This window comes from Streptomyces sp. NBC_01622, assembly GCF_045209635.1.
Lineage (GTDB): Bacteria > Actinomycetota > Actinomycetes > Streptomycetales > Streptomycetaceae > Streptomyces.
The window spans coordinates 11,525,013-11,540,945 of record NZ_CP109293.1 but is presented as its reverse complement, the minus strand read 5'-3'; the positions used below and the strand labels follow the sequence as shown (position 1 = coordinate 11,540,945).

Here is a 15,933-nt window from a genome sequence, read left to right as displayed (position 1 = left end):
TAGGCCGCCGATGGTTTATTTTCCAAATCAGGCAGTAGAAAAACTCAACCACTCGTGCTTAACCTTCCACCATGACTCGTGCACCGTCGAAACCACTCGTGCTCGTCGCGCTGCTGGCGGCGTCGTTCGTGATCAACCTCGACACCACTCTGGTCAACGTGGCCCTGCCGACCCTGACACGTGAACTGGGCACCTCCACCGCGCAGTTGCAATGGGTGGTGGACGCCTACAACCTCGTGTTCGCCGCCCTGCTGCTGACCTCGGGGAGCCTGTCCGACCGCTTCGGCCGCAAGGGCATGCTCATGGCCGGTCTGCTGGTCTTCGGCGTGGCCGGCTTCGTCGGCGGGTACGCCGACACCCCGGCCGAGCTGATCACGGCACGGGCCGTGATGGGTCTGGGGGCCGCCATGACGTTCCCGGCCACACTCTCCCTGCTCACCGGCGTCTTCACCAGCCGCACGGAGCGGGCGTTGTCCATCGGCCTGTGGGGCGCGACGGCCGGTGTGGCCATCGCGCTGGGGCCGATCGTGGGCGGCTTCCTGCTCAAGCACTACAGCTGGTCGAGCGTCTTCTACGCCCTCGGCCCGGTGTCGCTGGCCGTCATCGCCCTGGTGGCACCGTTCGTCCCCCGGTCGCGGAACCCCCTCCCGCACCGCCTGGACTTCCTGGGCCTGGTGCTGTCCGGCGGCTTCATGGGGCTGCTCGTCTACACCGTCATCGAGGCCCCTGACCGTGGCTGGGCATCACCGGCGTCGCTCGCCGGCTTCGCCGGTGCCGTCCTCCTGCTGATCGCGTTCATCGCCGGCGAGCGCCGCACCGACGAGCCAATGCTCGACGTACGGCTCTTCAAGGACATGCGCTTCAGCGCCGCCAGCGCCGCGGTCACGATCGCGTTCTTCACCCTGTTCGGGTTCATCTTCCTGATGACGCAGTTCTTCCAGTTCGTCCGGACGTACAGCCCGCTGTCCACCGGCGTCCACCTGCTGCCGGTCGCGGTCTCCGTGGCCGTCGGATCGACCCTCGGGACGCGGCTGGCGGTCCGTGCGGGCACCAAGGCGGTCGTCACCGTCGGTCTGGCCCTCCAGGCGATCTTCTACTTCTGGGTCGCAGGCGACATCTCCCCCACCCTCAGCTACGGGATCATCGCCGTCCAGATGGTCGTCTACGGCCTGGGTATGGGCCTGACCTCCGCGCCGGCGACCGAGTCCATCATGGGTGCGGTCCCCTCCGACCAGGCCGGCGTGGGGTCCGCCGTCAACGACTCCACCCGCCTGCTCGGCGGAACGCTTGGGGTCGCGGTCATCGGCAGCGTGTACGCCTCCCTGTACGACGCGCGGCTCGACACCGCGCTCCCCGCGGGACTGCCGCCCGCACTGAGGGACCTCGCCCATCAGTCCGTCGGGGCGGCGTTCGGCGTCTCCGGCCGGCTCGCCGCCCACGGTCAGACCGCCGCGGCCGACGCCGTACGTCAGGCCGCGACCGGTGCCTTCGACCACGGCCTCAGTGTCGGATGCGTCGTCGCCGGAGTCGTCGCGGTCGCCGGTGCGCTGCTCGCCGCCGTCTTCCTGCCCGCTCAGCCCCCGCAGCAACCCGCCCCGCAACACCAGCCGGTCGAGCCGACCGACACCACCAGCAACCGAAAGGACCCGGTGCCATGACCTACGGAGAAACCGCCGTCGCCCAGACCATCGACCGACTCCTGAGCGACCATCGCGATCTCGACGCCGCGGCCGACGGAGCCCTGGACAACCTCGACCAGTTCCACATCGGTGGCGCCGACGCCGTCGAACGGCTCATCCCCACCCTCGGCCTGAACCAGGGTGACGTCGTCCTGGACGTCGGCTCCGGATTCGGTGGACCCGCGCGCCAGATCGCCCGCCGTACCGGCAACCACGTCGTCGGCATCGACATCACCCCGGCCTACGTCGACGCCGCACGCGACCTCACCGCCCGGGCCGGACTCGGCGACCTCGTCCACTTCCACGCCGGGGACATCGCCGGTCTCCGGCCGGATCCGGCCTTCGACGCTGCGCTCACCATGCACGTCCAGATGAACGTACGGGACAAGACCACCTGGTTCCGTCACATCGCCGAACGCCTCGCCCCCGGCGCGCACCTGGCCGTCTGGGAAGTCTGCCAACCACACCAGGCCGACCTGCCCTGGCCCATGCCCTGGTCACTCGACGGCACCGACAGCTTCGTCGTCTCCGCCGAAACACTGCTCGCCTGTATCGAGGGCGCGGGGTTCGCCGCGGTCGAATGGACCAACGAGTCGGCATGGGTCCAGGACTGGATCACCAGGACCTTCGCGAACGGCCTGCCCGCCGAACCCGCACTACCGATGCTCCTCGACGACGGCTATACCCGCGTCATCAACTACGTCACCGCGCTCGCGGACGGCTCCCTCGAAGTCTGGCACGGCTCTTTCACCAAGGACGCCGGCTGACCACCTAGGGGGAAACAAGGAACGCCCCGATCGAGCCGTGCCACGAGAACGCCCACACGGGTTGGGGAAGTTGTGCGGCTGAACTGAGCCCGTTCGATCTGTCGCAGCCCGCCTTGTCCGGCGTCTCCGGCACACATTCCGGCGAGTTGTAGTCAGAACTCGCCGAACCGTGGGAAGCGGCCGCCCCGTCCGCCGCACCGTTCTCACCTGCGGGAGCGGAACGTCCGTCCACCATTCGGCCTGCTCGAAGGGGTGGCTGCCTGGACGAGAACGGTGTTTTGTCCGCCACCGCGCGGAGGAACCGAAGACAACCCGCAGCCTCGACAGACTGCGGCCGAACCGTCCGACACCGAGCCCGCACCGGCTGCCGAGCCGGAGCCCGTTCACGCCTGGCCCGTCCACGCTCACCTCACCTCGCGGACAGAAGCGGTCCCTGCCGGACCGCGGCTTCTTGCACACCGCCGTCGAGGTCCTCAACCAGCGCGGCGAGCCCGTGCTCACCAAGACCGCATGAATATCCTGCTGCGGCGCACGCCTCAGCGGTAGTCGGGGTTGGCCGCGTCGAGGCGGCAGCCGGCGTCCCACTCGGAGCGCTGGTTGCCGTGCGCCGGAATGCCCTTGGCGCGCTTGAGCATCGCCGCCATGTGCATCAGGTTCCAGGCCATGAACGTGGTGTTGCGGTTGGTGAAGTCGTTCTCCGGCCCGCCCGAACCGGGGTCGAGGTAGGAGGGTCCGGGTCCCGCCGGGCCGATCCAGCCGGCGTCGGCCTGCGGCGGGATGGTGTAGCCGAGGTGCTGGAGGCTGTAGAGGATGTTCATCGCGCAGTGCTTCACGCCATCCTCGTTGCCGGTGATCAGACAGCCGCCTACGCGCCCGTAATAGGCGTACTGGCCCTGGGAGTTGAGCAGCCCCGAGCCTCCGTAGAGCCGCTCGACGACCTTCTTCATGACCGAGCTGTTGTCGCCCAGCCAGATCGGCCCGGCCAGCACCAGGATGTCGGCGGCCATCACCTGCTCGTACAACGCCGGCCACTCGTCCCTCGCGAAGCCGTGCTCGGTCATGTCGGGGTAGACACCGGGGGCGAGTTCGTGGTCGACGGCCCGGATCTCGGAGGTGGTGACCCCTCGCGCCATCATGATCGCCGAGCTCTTGTCGATCAGCCCCTGGGTGTGGCTGACCTCCGGGGAAGGCTTGAGCGTGCAGTTGATGAACAGGGCGGTGAGGTCGTCGAAGCGGTACGCGTCGTCGGCGGGGTTCTCGGCGGTCACAGCGGGCTCCTTCGCATGGGACAGGGGCCGCCCCGGAGCGGGACGCGTCCAGCCGAAGCCTCTCGCGTGGATCTCTGTTTGTCGCGCTTTGTCCGCCACTCGTCACCGTTCCGACCGATGTCGCGCACGCTCCCGCACTCGCTGGGATCCTGGGCCCATGGCGATGGACGTGACGGTGCGGCGCATGATTCCGCTGCCGCCCGAACAGGTGGCCGCGTACGCCATGGACTGGCGCCACGACACCTGGGGGCACTCCCATGCCCGTTCAGGGCTATGGGAGAGGACCCAGGGCATCCGCAGGGCGGAGCTGACCCGGGAGGCGGACAGCGGCGGGTTCGGGGCGGGCGCCGAGGTCAGCCGCAGGGCGCGCTTCCTCGGCCGGAGCATCGAATACGTGCTGCGCGTGGTCGCGTACGAGCCGCCCCGGCTCCTGGACATGATCGCTTCGGCCGCCCCATGCCCATGCACGTCACCTACGCCTTCGAGGCCCGCCCGGACGGCACCCTGGCCGCGTCCGGGTGCACGGCGGCCCACGCGGCCTCCTTCGGGTGTCGGCGCGCCTGATGTCCCGTCAGGTCCGCTCCAGTCTTGCCAAGGACCTGCGCGGCCTCGAATCAACGGCTCACCGACCGGGAAGGCGGCACGTGATGGCGTACGACGAAGGGCTGGCCGAGCGGATCCGGGAGCGGCTCGGAGCGGATCCCGATATCACGGAGAAGAGGATGTTCGGCGGCATCGCCTTCCTCCGCAGCGGGAACATGGCCGTCGGCGTGACCGGAGACGATCTCATGGTCCGGGTCGGCCCCGACGCCACGGACGCCGCGCTTGCCCGGCCGGGTACGCGCATCTTCGACATGACGGGCCGCCCGATGCGCGGCTGGATCGTGGTTGCGGGCTCCGCCGTCGCCGAGGATGAGGCGCTCGGCGAGTGGATCGACGAGGGCCGCGCCTTCGCGGCGAGCCTGCCACCCAAGTAGCGGGCCCGCTGCCGCAGGGATCCTTCTCCCGGCCGGGTCCGGGTCTGCGGGAGCCCGGCCACGGAGTTCTCATGGCCGTCCGGTACACGGGCGGTCCCGGAGCCTGCCGCGTAGTGTGGATGACGAGGAGATGAGGGTCATGTCCGGACAGGTATTGACCGAGGTCAGCGCCGTCGTGGCGGCCGAGCGTGAGGCCGATCTCGTCGCGGCCTACCGCGAGCTCGTCGCCCGCCCCTTCCCCGATGGCCTCGTGCGAAGCGAATTGCTGAGCGGACAGGATGGGCACTGGCGGATTCAGACGCTGTGGCAAGACCGTGCAGCCCTCGACGCCATGCGGGCCGCCTACCCGGGCGGCCCGCCGGCACCCCGACTCTTCCGAGAAGTCGGCGCCGCCCCCGCGCTCGCACTGCTCGACGTCAAGGTCCACAGCGTCGCGCCAAGCGAACCGCGCTGATCCGACGCTGCGCCCGGTCGGAGGTGGCGCTTGGACAGATACGACCACCCTTGGTCATCAGACGGCAGTCGGTATTCGCGGGGCCGACGGTCAGCGCGGCAGGAGCTTCCTGGCCTCGGTCCGGGAGGAATCCTGGACGGGTGCGGCTCTCTTGAAGTGACTCGTTCGCCGGTGCAGTTGTGCGTTGGTCTGCCGTGATGGCGTGGTGGCTTCCACCGTTTCGGGTGGGAGCGAGGTCGACAGTGTCGGGCCTGACACCGAACCGACGTCTGTCACCCCTCGACCGTGCGGTGGAGCTGCTGCGAAACTGAGGGCGCGACGGCCGTCGGTTCGAATCTGTCCGATGCCGCCATGAACGCCGCCCGCACCATGAGCACTCTGACGGGGTAGAGGCAATGGCGGAGCCGGGCAACGGCGATGATCCCGCGACGAACGGCGCCGGCAGTCCACAACACTGGACGCCCTTCAGCATCACCACGGCGGTCGCCATCCCACTCCTGGCGGACATGCAGCTGTTCGGCACTCAGGAAGGCAAGCACATCGAGGTGGACGTCACGGGATCAGACGCTTTCACCTACACCGTCCGGGACTCCTACATGCACATTGTCCGGGCCTCGAAGGCCAGCAATTGGCGGCAGGCCGTGTACGTCGATGATCAGAAGACCGCCACCTACCCATATCCCCCTGCTAGACCCCACCCAGGTCGCCTGCACGCAGGCTCATCCGGTCGTGACAGCCGCCGACGGCAGCATCACCCACTACGACCGGGCTTGAGTGGTCAACTGCCGCGTCTTCGGGAGTCACTGGCCAGCCTGAGCACGGGTGAATATCGCCGGGACATGAGTCGCCCATAGGTGCGAACGGCTTGGGTGAGGTGGCAAGATTCTGGCCGACAGCGGGCCGGGACGGGATGCCAGCGCACTGGGAAAACGGTTGGGAAAACAGTTGGGGGGGCTGTTGATGAGCACGCAAGATGTAGTAACGATCGCCGTCGCGGTGTTGGTCCCTGTCGTGACCGCGGCTGCCGGCGTCGTGAGTCTGCTGATACAGGACCGGCGGGTGCGCCGGTCCCGCGACGGCCGGCGTCGGCTCGTCTTCGAGGACGCAACTCGGCAGGTGGCCTTCGCAGCCGAGTGGCGGAGGGCAAAGCAACTGACCGCCGCCACCCCGGAAGCACTCCAGGTCCCGACCGCGGTGGCCAACGGCTGGCTGGACGAGGCATCCGCACGAGTGACCGCAGCCGAACAGCCCAACCTCGGTGAGGATCCGCATGTCTCGTTCAGCAGGCTCCTGCTGCTCTACCGGTTCCGCCGCCGGTCGGCGAAGGCCATCCGGATCGACTTCTACGCGGTGCTCGGTCTCATGAGTTTCACAGTCCTGTCGATCGTGTTCGACGAAGCAACTCGGGAGAACACGGCTTCCTGGGTGGCGATACTGGTCCTCTCGGGGATGATCGCCCTGCTCCTGCGCTTCTGGGCCGTCTCGGCGGACTCCACGGTCGCGCGCTGACAGGATGTGGCGGGAACGGTAGGGCAATGACCGGCGCCCGTCCGGTCTCTGTCACCGTGTGGTCCACCGCATCGGTCGGCCGTTCGTTGTGCCTGCTCTTTCAGGACATGACACCGCCGCCCCCCCCGGACGTGGGCCAGCCGCAGGTTGTCCTCACCCCGTCGGCGACCAGCACGCTCTCGCCGGGTCCGTCGGTGGGGTGAGGGGGCGGGCGGAGTTTCCTACGCCAGCCAGGCCGTCGTGTCCGGCGTCGGTCTCCTGCCGTCCTCCACTGCCCGCACGTCGAAATGCCGCGCTCGAACCAAGCTCACCACTTCACACGACAGCCGTCTGCATTCACGACCAGGTGCGGCCGAGCCTTCGGGCGAGCCCATCGGAGCACGGTCGACTCGCCTGCGGTCCGCACGCATAGCTACGAGGTGAAAGGGCTCACCGCCCCCACTTCGCATCCCGGCCTCGGAATGCGCTGACCGGCCCGAGCCGGCCTTCGCCCGCCCGTCTGCAGCCGTCGGCAATCCGCCCGGCGTCTGGCTCGCATGTTCGCTGTGGGCTCCGCTGGAATCCTGCCCTCCGGCCAACGCCGCTCACCATGCAGGGCAGCGCCGCAGCACCTGGCCCGCGAGCACAACATCGACGATGGAGCCGCACGCCGAGCCCTTGCCGGTAGCCGCAAACTCGCATGGGCCCACGCGCCCTCACAGGTCCAGACGAGAAGTCGTGGGATGCCGATCACCGACCACCGCTCTCCCGGGCACCACCCGGGAGCACCCTCAGCGAGCTGGGCGCGCAACCGGCTCACTTCGTTCACCCCGCGCACCCCGGACGGCCTCCGAAGCCGTGTGCGCAGGTTCGAATCCTGCCGGGGGCACCAGATCACAATCCGTGTTTTCGCAGGTCAGGGCCGACATGGGCCCTACCTGCGAGACTACCTCTGGCGCACAGAAAGTCAGCCAACGAGGAAGATCACCTCTCGTCCGCGGCATGCCCTCACGGGCATTGCCGCAGTAGAGGGGCGTGCCGCAGCGGTTCAGGGACCGCTTGGCGGCGTGCGCGGGTTCGAACCATCCGGGGACTTCCAATAGCAAGCACTTCAGTTACGCTCTGCAGTTCGACCTGCGGAGTACAAGAACACCGCCGCCGGCTCGGGTGCGGCGACCAACGACCGGCCACAGCCGACCGACGCGCAGGCGGCGGGCCAGGAGGTCGCGGACGCCGACGGCTTCGTGAGTGCGATCAGCCGCTGTTCTTCCAGTGGAGTACGGCACCTTCCGCTACGGCCGGAAGCACTCCCGGCTGGCGCTCCCGGCGAATTCGGCGCATGCCTCGATCGCCTTCGTGTCCCCCGCCTTCACCGCGACCATCGGTGAGGAGCGGTACATCCCCGTGACGTACTTGTCCGCGATCACCATGTGCTGTGCTGCCACGCCCGGCGCGGAGACCTCGAAGCGGTCACCGACGCGCTGCCCGCTGACGCGCACCCAGGCCGCGCCGCACTCCGGCTTGTAACGGATCTGCACCTCGACACCCGATCTCCTGAGCGTGCGCAGGACCTTCGGCGCCCCCTGCACCTCCACGTCCCCACACCCTGTCGCCAAGGGCTCCTGGCCAGTACACCCCGCACCATGGCAGAGGACCTGCCGGGCGGCGCTGCGCGCCCTGGGAGCAGGGGGAGAGTGCGGTTCGCCGGTCGGCCGGAGTGCCACCGCCAGCACGGCACCGAGCACACACGCCACGATGCCCGTGGCCGCGGCCACCCTCACCAAGGGACGGCGCCACCACGGGGAGCGGGAAGGTTCCGGCTCGGAATCCACCGCTCCGGGGCGAGCGCCCCGGCCGCTCCAGGCCACCTCAGCCAGCTCCCACAGCGCCACATGGCGGGCGGCGGGCACTCCCGCCACCCGGCACAGCGCTTCCACCGCCGAACGCGGAGGCAGCTTCCGGCCGTTGAGATAGCGCTCCCAGGACGACTTGCTGAAGGCGGTCTGCGCGGCGAGCGCGGCCAGGCTCAGCTCCGTGCGGCCGCGCAACTCCCGCAGCGCCTCGGCGAGCAGCACGCTTTCCGGCGCCTCTTGGCTCATTTGCTGAGCGCCCCCCAGGTCTGCGGTCCGACCAGGCCGTCGACGTCGAGCCCCTTCCTGCTGTGCTGGAAGCGCTTGACGGCGATCTCGGTGTTCGGGCCGAAGCGACCGTCGATCCGTCCTGGCGAGAACTTGGCGTGCTGGAGGAGACACTGGGCCTCGACCACCTGCCAGCCCTGCACGTTGAGCCCGATCACCGTCTTGCGGTCCGCGCTGTGTCCCGCGTAGAGACGGCCGTCGTACCGCTTGAACTCGCAGCGGTAGGTCTCGCCGTACTCGAAAGCCCCCTCATGAGCGCCTGTCAACGGCCCCTGCTCCGGCTTGCCCTCAGCCGTGCCGCCGCCCGCCCAGGGAGCCGACACCAGCAGCGCACCGATGAGACCGCCCGCGAGGGCTATGCCCAGGCCGCCCACGGTCATCCAGAATCCTCGTCGGCGCGGTGACGCCACGGCGCTCAGCGGCTCGGTCGCCCGTTCCCCGGGCGTCTCGCCCTCCCCGTTCCGGCTCGGTGCCGATGCCGCCCACGCCGATTCGGCGACCTCGTGCAGGGCCAGCAGCCGCTCGGGATCGGCATCGCAGACCCGGGCCAGCTCCTCGACGGCGGAGCGCGGCGGCAACGTCCTGCCGTTGAGATAGCGCTCCCAGGACGACTTGCTGAACGTCGTCTTCGCGGCGAGCGCGCTAAGGCTCAGCCCGCCGTGGTCCTTCAGCCTCCGCATCTGTACGACGAGTTGCCACACCTTCTGGTCGAGCGACGCGGGTAGCTCCTTCCAACGCGACATGTTCCACCCCATGTCCGGTGTTTCGAGTCCCCGTAAGGGAGGCGTACCCCCTTCGAATGGTTCCCCGTCCACCCCTCCCGCTGCCGCCAGCCCCCTGCGATCCGGCCATCCGGAGGCCGCCCCCGCGCGGGTGAGGCGTCCCAGGGACGCAGCACCGCCCACGACATCGCAGCTGGTCAGCGTGTACGTCGTCCCACGATGGCCCGTACACCCCTAACCCCCTGGCCCTCCCGACGATTTGGCCAGCATCGTCGGTAGGGCAAGCCGGGCGGCGCGGTCCACCCCGCGCCGCCTCCACCGACCAAACGGGGAAGGAACTCCCACGACATGAACGCACGAAAGCGCATGGCCGTCGCCGTCGCCACTGCCGCCCTGGGTGGTCTCGCCGTCGTCCCGGCGGCCGAGGCCGCTTCTACGAGCGCGAATCACCAGTCCGCCCACACCGCGACCGTAGCCGCGGTCCGCGCCGACAGGACCGCGGGAAGCTGGACTTGCAACTACTACCACGGCAACTCGAAGATCCTCAGGTCCGGTTCGAAGGGCGCGGCCGTCAAGGAAGCGCAGTGCCTGCTGAAGCTCCACTGGAAGTCACCCCTCGGCAAACACCTGGCGATCGACGGCAAGTACGGCCCGAAGACCACGAAGGCCGTCCATGAGTTCCAGCACCTCCGGAACAAGTACCAGCACGCGCACATCCGGGTGGACGGCATTGTCGGCCCGCAGACCTGGAAGTGGCTGCGCTACTAGGGCCTGCGTGACGGCGGTCCGCCCTCCCACGGGGGAGGAGGGCGGACCGCCCGCCTGCGACAGCCCCCAGCTCACCCGTAACCGCCTGCCAGCCCAAGCACAGCCCCTCGTCACACCGTGTTCGGATGGCGAGAGCGTCGTTCCCTGGAATCTGATGGAGCGCCCCCTTCCCCGCACACGGTTTCACCGGTTCGGCCGTCTGTCGTAGCGAACCGTCAGGCGCACGGAGTCGAAGAGCGGCGGGACAGTTCGTCCGCCAGGCGGGTCAGCTGTGTGGGTGCCACGGGAACCCGGCTGAGCGACTTGGCCATCCCCGCCGATGCCCCTCATGTTCGTCATCGTCTTTCAACGCGGCGGCAAGTTGTCCTGGAGGTCTCGAACACTGCCATTGCGGCTTGCCCGCACCAAAGCCACCAACTCACTCGACCGGTCCGCACCGATCCGCAGCTCCTTCCACAGCGACTCAGCCGAGACCGGACGCTGATGCAACTCCCGATGCCGGGCATCCATACGCCGAGCACGCTCCAACAGCGGATCACCACCACCCCGTTCACCTTCGCCATAGCCCTCGGCGTCCCCCGCACCCCCGCACCCCGCCCCCCGCCCCCCGCCCGGACAATCGGCCGGGTGCGCCAACAACTCCACCGAACTCCGAATAGGCAACGGATATTGATGAGGCTTCATGAAAACGGCTCTGACGGCAGTTCCGTGAAGGTCATGGCTGAGTGAGGATGCGGGTCCGGAGGAGCGGCGTGGAGGTTCTGGCGGCGAAAGCCAGCGAAGCCCTGCATCGGTTTCGGGGCGTCCTGCTCGGCCTGGCGGATCCACTCCAGCAGCAGGTATCCGCGCCGGTGACGGAGAAGATCAGCGTCGAAGAAGTCGTCCCCGAAGGACGACGCCACCGCGAACGCTTCCCGCCGGACGCCCGGTTGCGCAGAGTCATTCCCTCACAGCCTTCGTGCTGGTCACGTCCCTCTTTGGCCAGAGCACAGGATCAGATGAGGACCGGGCCGTGTTCACGTCCTCGGAACCCTCGTACGGGGGAGCGCGTTCGGGACATCGTCCGAGGTCGGACCAGAAAGAACAAGTCAGTGCGCCAGGACTTGGGCGAATACGCGTCGGAGGGCGTCGGCTGGGTCGGTGAGGAGGCCGTTGCTTCGCCAGGCGATGTGGTGATCGGGGCGTATGAGCAGGCATCCGCGGTCGCTGATCTCCTTTGCCCGGTCCCAGTCGCCGAGCACGTCGGCGTAGTCGCAGCCGGGGCCGAGCAGTCGTCCGGCGATCTCGATGCCGCGCTCCGCGCCGATCTTCTCGGCCGCGTCGAGCCACGCCTGGCCGCCGATACCGGTGAGGACGGTGAATCGGCCGTGACCGGCGAGGTCAAGGGTGGACAGCTGCTGGTTGTCCTTTTGCAGCCAGGCGTGCGGCAGACGGGCCCCTGGGCGGGTGGTGGGGTGGTAGTACAGCTCCGGGTCCCGGTCGTAGGCGGGAGGGGACGCACCGTCCGGCACGATCGCGGTCGAGCTGTAGCGTTGGCCCAACTCCACCCCGTGGGCGTTGAATTGGTAGTTCTGCAGGCTGACGGCTTCCCGCAGAGCGGTTCGGCTTTGCCGGCCGGCCTCGGTGTCGGAGAGCAGCTGGTCCAGGCCGCGCCAGCCTTCTTCCGCGCTCTGGCCGGGCCTGAAGCCGAACGCCTGGGATATGGGCAGCATGTCCTGCACGCTTTTCATGGCCCGGTCGACGACCTGTCTGCCCACCGGTTGGCGTTCGGCGTCGTAGGTGTCCAGCAGGGCCTCTCCGGCGTGGCCGCGCAGGACCAAGGACAGCTTCCAGGCGAGGTTGTAGACATCCTGAACGGACGTGTTCGTGCCCAGGCCGTTGGCGGGTGGATGCCGGTGAGCCGCGTCTCCGGCGAGGAAGATCCGGCCCTTGCGGTAGGTGCGGGCGATCATGTGGTTGATCTGCCACTTGCTGACCGACTTGATGCGGATGCCGATGTCGGGGTCGCCGATGAGCTCGGCGGCACGGGCGGTGACCGCGGTGTCGGACAGGTCGGGTTCGCCCTCGGCGGGGTCGTACATGAAGAGCATGACCCACTCGGTCCACGGCTTGACGCAGATGAAGGTTCCGGAGCCGACCCAGTAGTCGTTGCCGGGCTGGCTCATCCAGTACAGCGTGCCGGGACGGTGAGCGGTGTAGCGGGTGAGGTCGGCTTCGAACCATACGTTAGCCGCGTGGCCGAGGCCGGATTCGCCGTCGAACGCGAAGCCCGTCTGCTGGGCCACGGTGCTGCGGCCGCCGTCGGCGCCGATGGCGTAGCGGGCACAGATGTCGTACTCGTGGCCGTTGGTCGTGTCCCGGACCGTGGCGTGGACCGCGTCCGGTGTCTGGCTGATGCTGATCAGCTCGATGGAGAACCTGATGTCGGCGTCGCGCCGCTGTCCCGCCCGCAGGATCAACGGCTCAAGGATGTGCTGGGGGATGTTGCACATGGCGGTGGGGCTGGCGGCCTCGTAGTCGGCCTTTCTCGCGACGCCGCTGCCCCAGGTCATGAGGCGGGCGAGCTCACGGCCGGCGAAGCTGGTGGCCCAGACGTTGTTGCCCATCAGCTCATTGGGTACGGCGGCCTCGCGGACGTCGTCCTCCATGCCGAGGTCGCGGAAGACCTCCATGGTGCGCTGGTTGGTGATGTGGGCGCGCGGGGAGTGCGCGGTGCCCGGGTACTTGGTGACAGTGATGGCGCTGGTGCCGTACTCGGCCAGCAGGGCCGCGGCGGTCAGACCCGCGGGGCCGGCGCCGATCACCAGCACGTCGGTGTCGAAGGTGGGCATGGTCGATCAACCTCTCCTGAGGTCCTGAGGTCCTGGGGAACTGCCGGTACGGGTTAGCCGGCGTGGTGTGCGCCGGTCATCAGCGCGGCGAGGTCGTCCGGCTTGAGGAAGGAGGGCGGGGGCGGCGGTCCCCAGTTGAACAACCCCTTGGCGCCGTTGAGGACTTCGGGGGTCCACAGCTGGTCGTCGATGATGCAGTCCATGTCGGAGTAGTACTCGGAGAAGTTGCCCGCCGGGTCTTTCAGGTACCAGAAGAAGTTGGAGCCCGCGTGGTGGCGGCCCAGGCCCCAGACATGGCGGTCGGGATGGTCCTGGAGCATCGCGGACGCGCCGCGTCCGACCTCGTCGACGTCCTCGACCTGCCATGAGGTGTGGTGCAGGAAGTTGACCGGGGCGCCGAGCACCAGGACGTTGTGGTGATCGGTGGAGCAGCGCATGAACGCGCCGTGGCCCTTGATGTAGTCGCTGGTCCTGAATCCGAGTCCTTCGGTGAAGAACCGCATCGTCGCCTGGTGGTCGACGGACCCGATGACCACGTGGCCGAGCTTGCGGGGGCGTACCGGCTGCTGCCGAAGCACGCCCGGCGCACGCCCGTTGGGGCGTTCCAGGCGGCCGGGGCCGTTGTAGGGGGTGGGCGGTTCCCGGTCCTGGTGGATGCGGTCGGCGATGTGCACCACGGCGCGGAATCCCGCGACCGGCTCCTCGGTGACGAGCGCGCTGTCGTCCCGCTTGACCTGGAGGTCCAATGCCGTGAGACGACGGGAGATCCGTTCCAGATCGTCGGTGTCGTCGACGCCGATGCTGATCTCGACCAGACGTCGGGTGGGGGCGTGCACGATCTTCAACTGCCGGCCGCCGTCCCGGGTGGCGAACCATCCGCCGTGGTCGCGGACGAGACCGAAATCGCGGTAGTAGGCGGCTGTCTCCTCGACGTTGGGCACGCCGATGACGAGGGAGTTGAGCCGGTGCAGTGGCATCGTCGCCACGCTCCTTTCCGGCAGCTCAAACCATGTATGTGCTGGATGACATCCATGTGTACTCCCGCTCATTCGACTCGTCAATAAACTTTCGAATGTTTCTCTTTCATTCGCATGTGGCTACACTGTTCGCATGAATCGGCAAGGTGGCTCGAAGACCCGCACGGACGGGGTGCACCAGCGGCTGCGCGGCGACATCCTGGGCGGCCGACTGGTCCCCGGACAGCGGCTGAAGTTCCCGGAGCTGTGCGAGCGCTACGACACCAGCGTGGGAGCGGCCCGCGAGGCGCTGACCCGCCTGGCCGCCGAGGGCCTGGTCAAGACGCAGGCCCACCACGGGTACATGGTCACTCCGCTGTCCCACGAGGACCTGGCCGATCTGACCCGGGCCCGGGTGGAGATCGAGTCGCTCGTCCTTCGCCTGTCCGTACTGGACGGCGACATGCACTGGGAAGCCCAGGCGGTCGCCGCGCACCATCTGCTCGAACGCGCACCGTTCTTCGCGGACAGCGACCACGATCACCCCAGCGACGCATGGGCGGAGGCCCATGGGGCCTTCCACATGGCCCTGCTCGCGGGGTGCGGCAACCGCAGGCTCCATGACACCGCTCGTGCCCTGCGGGAGGAGGCGGAGCTGTACCGGCAGTGGTCGGTGTCCTTCGGGCAGGAACCGGACCGTGACCTGCCGGGCGAGCACCGCGCCCTGCTCGAAGCCGCCATCGCCCGCGACCCCGACCTCGCCGCCGAGCTGCTGCGCGACCACATCGCGCACACCGCGCAGCTGCTGATCAGCTGTGCCGAGGACGAGCCGAACTCGACGCTCGGCGGCACCGCATGACGTCCGACGCACGCCTCATTCGCAGCTGGAGCATCCCATGCGTATCGCCAACCTTTCCGGCCGCCTAGTCCTCATCGTCGACGGTCTGGCCGTCGACATGGAGCAGGCCAGCGCAGGCCGGTTCACCGCCGATCCTCAGGCCGTCTACCCGCGTTGGGCCGAATTCGGCGCCTGGGCGGAGCAGGCCGACCTGCCGCCCGGAATCCACTTCGCACCGGGCGACCTCGGCGCACCGGCCCCGTCCCCGGGCCAGCTGTTCGCGATCGGGCTGAACTACCGCGACCACGCCTCCGAATCGGGCTTCGCCGCACCTGAGGGTCTGCCGCCGGTGTTCACCAAATTCCGTACGAGCATCTCGGGCCCGGTCACCGCTGTCACCCTGCCGGCCGGCGGGCACACCGACTGGGAGGTCGAGCTGGTGGCCGTCATCGGCACCCGGGCGTACCGGGTCTCCGAGTCAGCGGCCTGGAGCCACGTCGCAGGACTGACGGTGGGACAGGACATCTCGGAGCGGATCGGCCAACTGGCCGGACCCGCCCCGCAGTTCAGCCTCGGCAAGTCCCACCCCGGCTTCACCCCCATGGGCCCCTGGCTCGTCACCCCGGACGCGTTCGAGGACCCCGACGATCTTGAGCTGCGCTGCACCGTCAACGGCGAGGAGGTCCAAAAGGGCCGTACCCGCGACCTGATCTCCTCGGTGCCCGCCCTCGTCGCCGGCCTGTCCGCCGTCCTGCCACTGTCGCCCGGGGACGTCATCTTCACGGGCACACCGGCCGGCGTGGGACTCGGCCGCACCCCGCAGCGCTGGCTCGCCCCCGGCGACGAATTGGTGTCCACCATCGAGGGCATCGGCGAACTGCGCCAGCGCTTCGTGGCCTGACTGGACGCCGCACGCGCCCACCGCCCCGCCCACCGCCCCGCCCACCGCCCCGCCCACCGCACCACCCTGGCCCGCCCTGCCCGTAAACAGGGCGAGCGTTCTCAGAGCATCCGCGACGCATTCCGGAGGCTCCGCCCGCCGACACC

General features: G+C 68.8%; 15 protein-coding genes. 8 read left to right on the top strand and 7 right to left on the bottom strand.

Annotated features, from left to right (window positions below):
- The first annotated feature begins 71 nt into the window (after positions 1–71).
- A complete protein-coding gene (locus tag OH768_RS53400) occupies positions 72–1,658 on the top strand; it encodes an MFS transporter (protein ID WP_406464903.1) in 1,587 nt (528 codons plus the stop codon).
- Positions 1,655–2,446, top strand: coding sequence for a class I SAM-dependent methyltransferase (locus OH768_RS53395; protein ID WP_406464901.1), 792 nt, complete (start codon positions 1,655–1,657; stop codon positions 2,444–2,446). The genes OH768_RS53400 and OH768_RS53395 overlap by 4 nt, the downstream gene beginning before the upstream one ends.
- A 536-nt stretch (positions 2,447–2,982) precedes the next feature.
- On the opposite strand, the gene OH768_RS53390 is transcribed toward OH768_RS53395, so the two are convergent.
- Positions 2,983–3,714: a flavodoxin family protein gene (locus tag OH768_RS53390; protein WP_317882306.1), complete on the bottom strand. Its 732-nt coding sequence runs from the start codon at positions 3,712–3,714 to the stop codon at positions 2,983–2,985.
- A 102-nt stretch (positions 3,715–3,816) separates the two neighbouring features.
- The gene (locus OH768_RS53385; protein WP_406464899.1) at positions 3,817–4,152 is read right to left on the bottom strand and encodes a hypothetical protein; all 336 of its coding nucleotides are present in this window, start codon (positions 4,150–4,152) and stop codon (positions 3,817–3,819) included.
- 209 nt (positions 4,153–4,361) lie between these two features.
- Between OH768_RS53385 and OH768_RS53380 the strand changes: the two genes are divergently transcribed.
- The 3 genes from OH768_RS53380 (at position 4,362) to OH768_RS53370 (ending at position 6,654) form a co-directional block, all read left to right on the top strand.
- Complete coding sequence (locus OH768_RS53380; protein ID WP_406464898.1) at positions 4,362–4,691, top strand: TfoX/Sxy family protein; 330 nt, start codon at positions 4,362–4,364, stop codon at positions 4,689–4,691.
- 139 nt (positions 4,692–4,830) lie between these two features.
- Complete coding sequence (locus tag OH768_RS53375) at positions 4,831–5,145, top strand: hypothetical protein (RefSeq protein WP_406464897.1); 315 nt, start codon at positions 4,831–4,833, stop codon at positions 5,143–5,145.
- Positions 5,146–6,105: 960 nt separating this feature from the next.
- Positions 6,106–6,654 carry a hypothetical protein gene (locus tag OH768_RS53370; protein WP_406464896.1) on the top strand — a complete coding sequence of 183 codons (549 nt, stop codon included), beginning with the start codon at positions 6,106–6,108 and terminating at the stop codon, positions 6,652–6,654.
- Positions 6,655–7,925: 1,271 nt separating this feature from the next.
- On the opposite strand, the gene OH768_RS53365 is transcribed toward OH768_RS53370, so the two are convergent.
- Both OH768_RS53365 and OH768_RS53360 read right to left on the bottom strand, forming a co-directional pair.
- A complete protein-coding gene (locus OH768_RS53365; protein ID WP_406464894.1) occupies positions 7,926–8,732 on the bottom strand; it encodes a helix-turn-helix domain-containing protein in 807 nt (268 codons plus the stop codon).
- The gene (locus OH768_RS53360; RefSeq protein ID WP_406464893.1) at positions 8,729–9,514 is read right to left on the bottom strand and encodes a peptidoglycan-binding protein; all 786 of its coding nucleotides are present in this window, start codon (positions 9,512–9,514) and stop codon (positions 8,729–8,731) included. Before OH768_RS53360 ends, OH768_RS53365 begins: the two co-directional genes overlap by 4 nt.
- A gap of 327 nt (positions 9,515–9,841) precedes the next feature.
- Between OH768_RS53360 and OH768_RS53355 the strand changes: the two genes are divergently transcribed.
- Positions 9,842–10,261 (top strand): peptidoglycan-binding protein, encoded by a 420-nt coding sequence (locus tag OH768_RS53355; RefSeq protein WP_406464892.1) that lies wholly within the window; start codon positions 9,842–9,844, stop codon positions 10,259–10,261.
- A 680-nt stretch (positions 10,262–10,941) separates the two neighbouring features.
- On the opposite strand, the gene OH768_RS53350 is transcribed toward OH768_RS53355, so the two are convergent.
- The 3 genes from OH768_RS53350 to OH768_RS53340 form a co-directional block, all read right to left on the bottom strand.
- The gene (locus OH768_RS53350) at positions 10,942–11,163 is read right to left on the bottom strand and encodes a hypothetical protein (protein WP_406464891.1); all 222 of its coding nucleotides are present in this window, start codon (positions 11,161–11,163) and stop codon (positions 10,942–10,944) included.
- 186 nt (positions 11,164–11,349) lie between these two features.
- Positions 11,350–13,092 (bottom strand): FAD-dependent monooxygenase, encoded by a 1,743-nt coding sequence (locus tag OH768_RS53345; protein ID WP_406464890.1) that lies wholly within the window; start codon positions 13,090–13,092, stop codon positions 11,350–11,352.
- Positions 13,093–13,145: 53 nt separating this feature from the next.
- Complete coding sequence (locus tag OH768_RS53340) at positions 13,146–14,069, bottom strand: VOC family protein (RefSeq protein ID WP_406464889.1); 924 nt, start codon at positions 14,067–14,069, stop codon at positions 13,146–13,148.
- 133 nt (positions 14,070–14,202) lie between these two features.
- On the opposite strand from OH768_RS53340, the gene OH768_RS53335 reads away from it, so the two are divergent.
- Positions 14,203–14,907 carry a GntR family transcriptional regulator gene (locus OH768_RS53335; RefSeq protein ID WP_406464888.1) on the top strand — a complete coding sequence of 235 codons (705 nt, stop codon included), beginning with the start codon at positions 14,203–14,205 and terminating at the stop codon, positions 14,905–14,907.
- 37 nt (positions 14,908–14,944) lie between these two features.
- The gene (locus OH768_RS53330) at positions 14,945–15,787 is read left to right on the top strand and encodes a fumarylacetoacetate hydrolase family protein (protein ID WP_406464887.1); all 843 of its coding nucleotides are present in this window, start codon (positions 14,945–14,947) and stop codon (positions 15,785–15,787) included.
- Positions 15,788–15,933 lie beyond the last annotated feature (146 nt).

Excerpts from the sequence above, each read along its gene's own strand:
- OH768_RS53400 (WP_406464903.1), top strand. The coding sequence starts at position 72 with ATGACTCGTGCACCGTCGAAACCACTCGTGCTCGTCGCGCTGCTGGCG.
- OH768_RS53395 (WP_406464901.1), top strand. The coding sequence starts at position 1,655 with ATGACCTACGGAGAAACCGCCGTCGCCCAGACCATCGACCGACTCCTG.
- OH768_RS53385 (WP_406464899.1), bottom strand. The coding sequence starts at position 4,152 with ATGTCCAGGAGCCGGGGCGGCTCGTACGCGACCACGCGCAGCACGTAT.
- OH768_RS53380 (WP_406464898.1), top strand. The coding sequence starts at position 4,362 with ATGGCGTACGACGAAGGGCTGGCCGAGCGGATCCGGGAGCGGCTCGGA.
- OH768_RS53375 (WP_406464897.1), top strand. The coding sequence starts at position 4,831 with ATGTCCGGACAGGTATTGACCGAGGTCAGCGCCGTCGTGGCGGCCGAG.
- OH768_RS53370 (WP_406464896.1), top strand. The coding sequence starts at position 6,106 with ATGAGCACGCAAGATGTAGTAACGATCGCCGTCGCGGTGTTGGTCCCT.
- OH768_RS53365 (WP_406464894.1), bottom strand. The coding sequence starts at position 8,732 with ATGAGCCAAGAGGCGCCGGAAAGCGTGCTGCTCGCCGAGGCGCTGCGG.
- OH768_RS53360 (WP_406464893.1), bottom strand. The coding sequence starts at position 9,514 with ATGTCGCGTTGGAAGGAGCTACCCGCGTCGCTCGACCAGAAGGTGTGG.
- OH768_RS53355 (WP_406464892.1), top strand. The coding sequence starts at position 9,842 with ATGAACGCACGAAAGCGCATGGCCGTCGCCGTCGCCACTGCCGCCCTG.
- OH768_RS53345 (WP_406464890.1), bottom strand. The coding sequence starts at position 13,092 with ATGCCCACCTTCGACACCGACGTGCTGGTGATCGGCGCCGGCCCCGCG.
- OH768_RS53340 (WP_406464889.1), bottom strand. The coding sequence starts at position 14,069 with ATGCCACTGCACCGGCTCAACTCCCTCGTCATCGGCGTGCCCAACGTC.
- OH768_RS53335 (WP_406464888.1), top strand. The coding sequence starts at position 14,203 with ATGAATCGGCAAGGTGGCTCGAAGACCCGCACGGACGGGGTGCACCAG.
- OH768_RS53330 (WP_406464887.1), top strand. The coding sequence starts at position 14,945 with ATGCGTATCGCCAACCTTTCCGGCCGCCTAGTCCTCATCGTCGACGGT.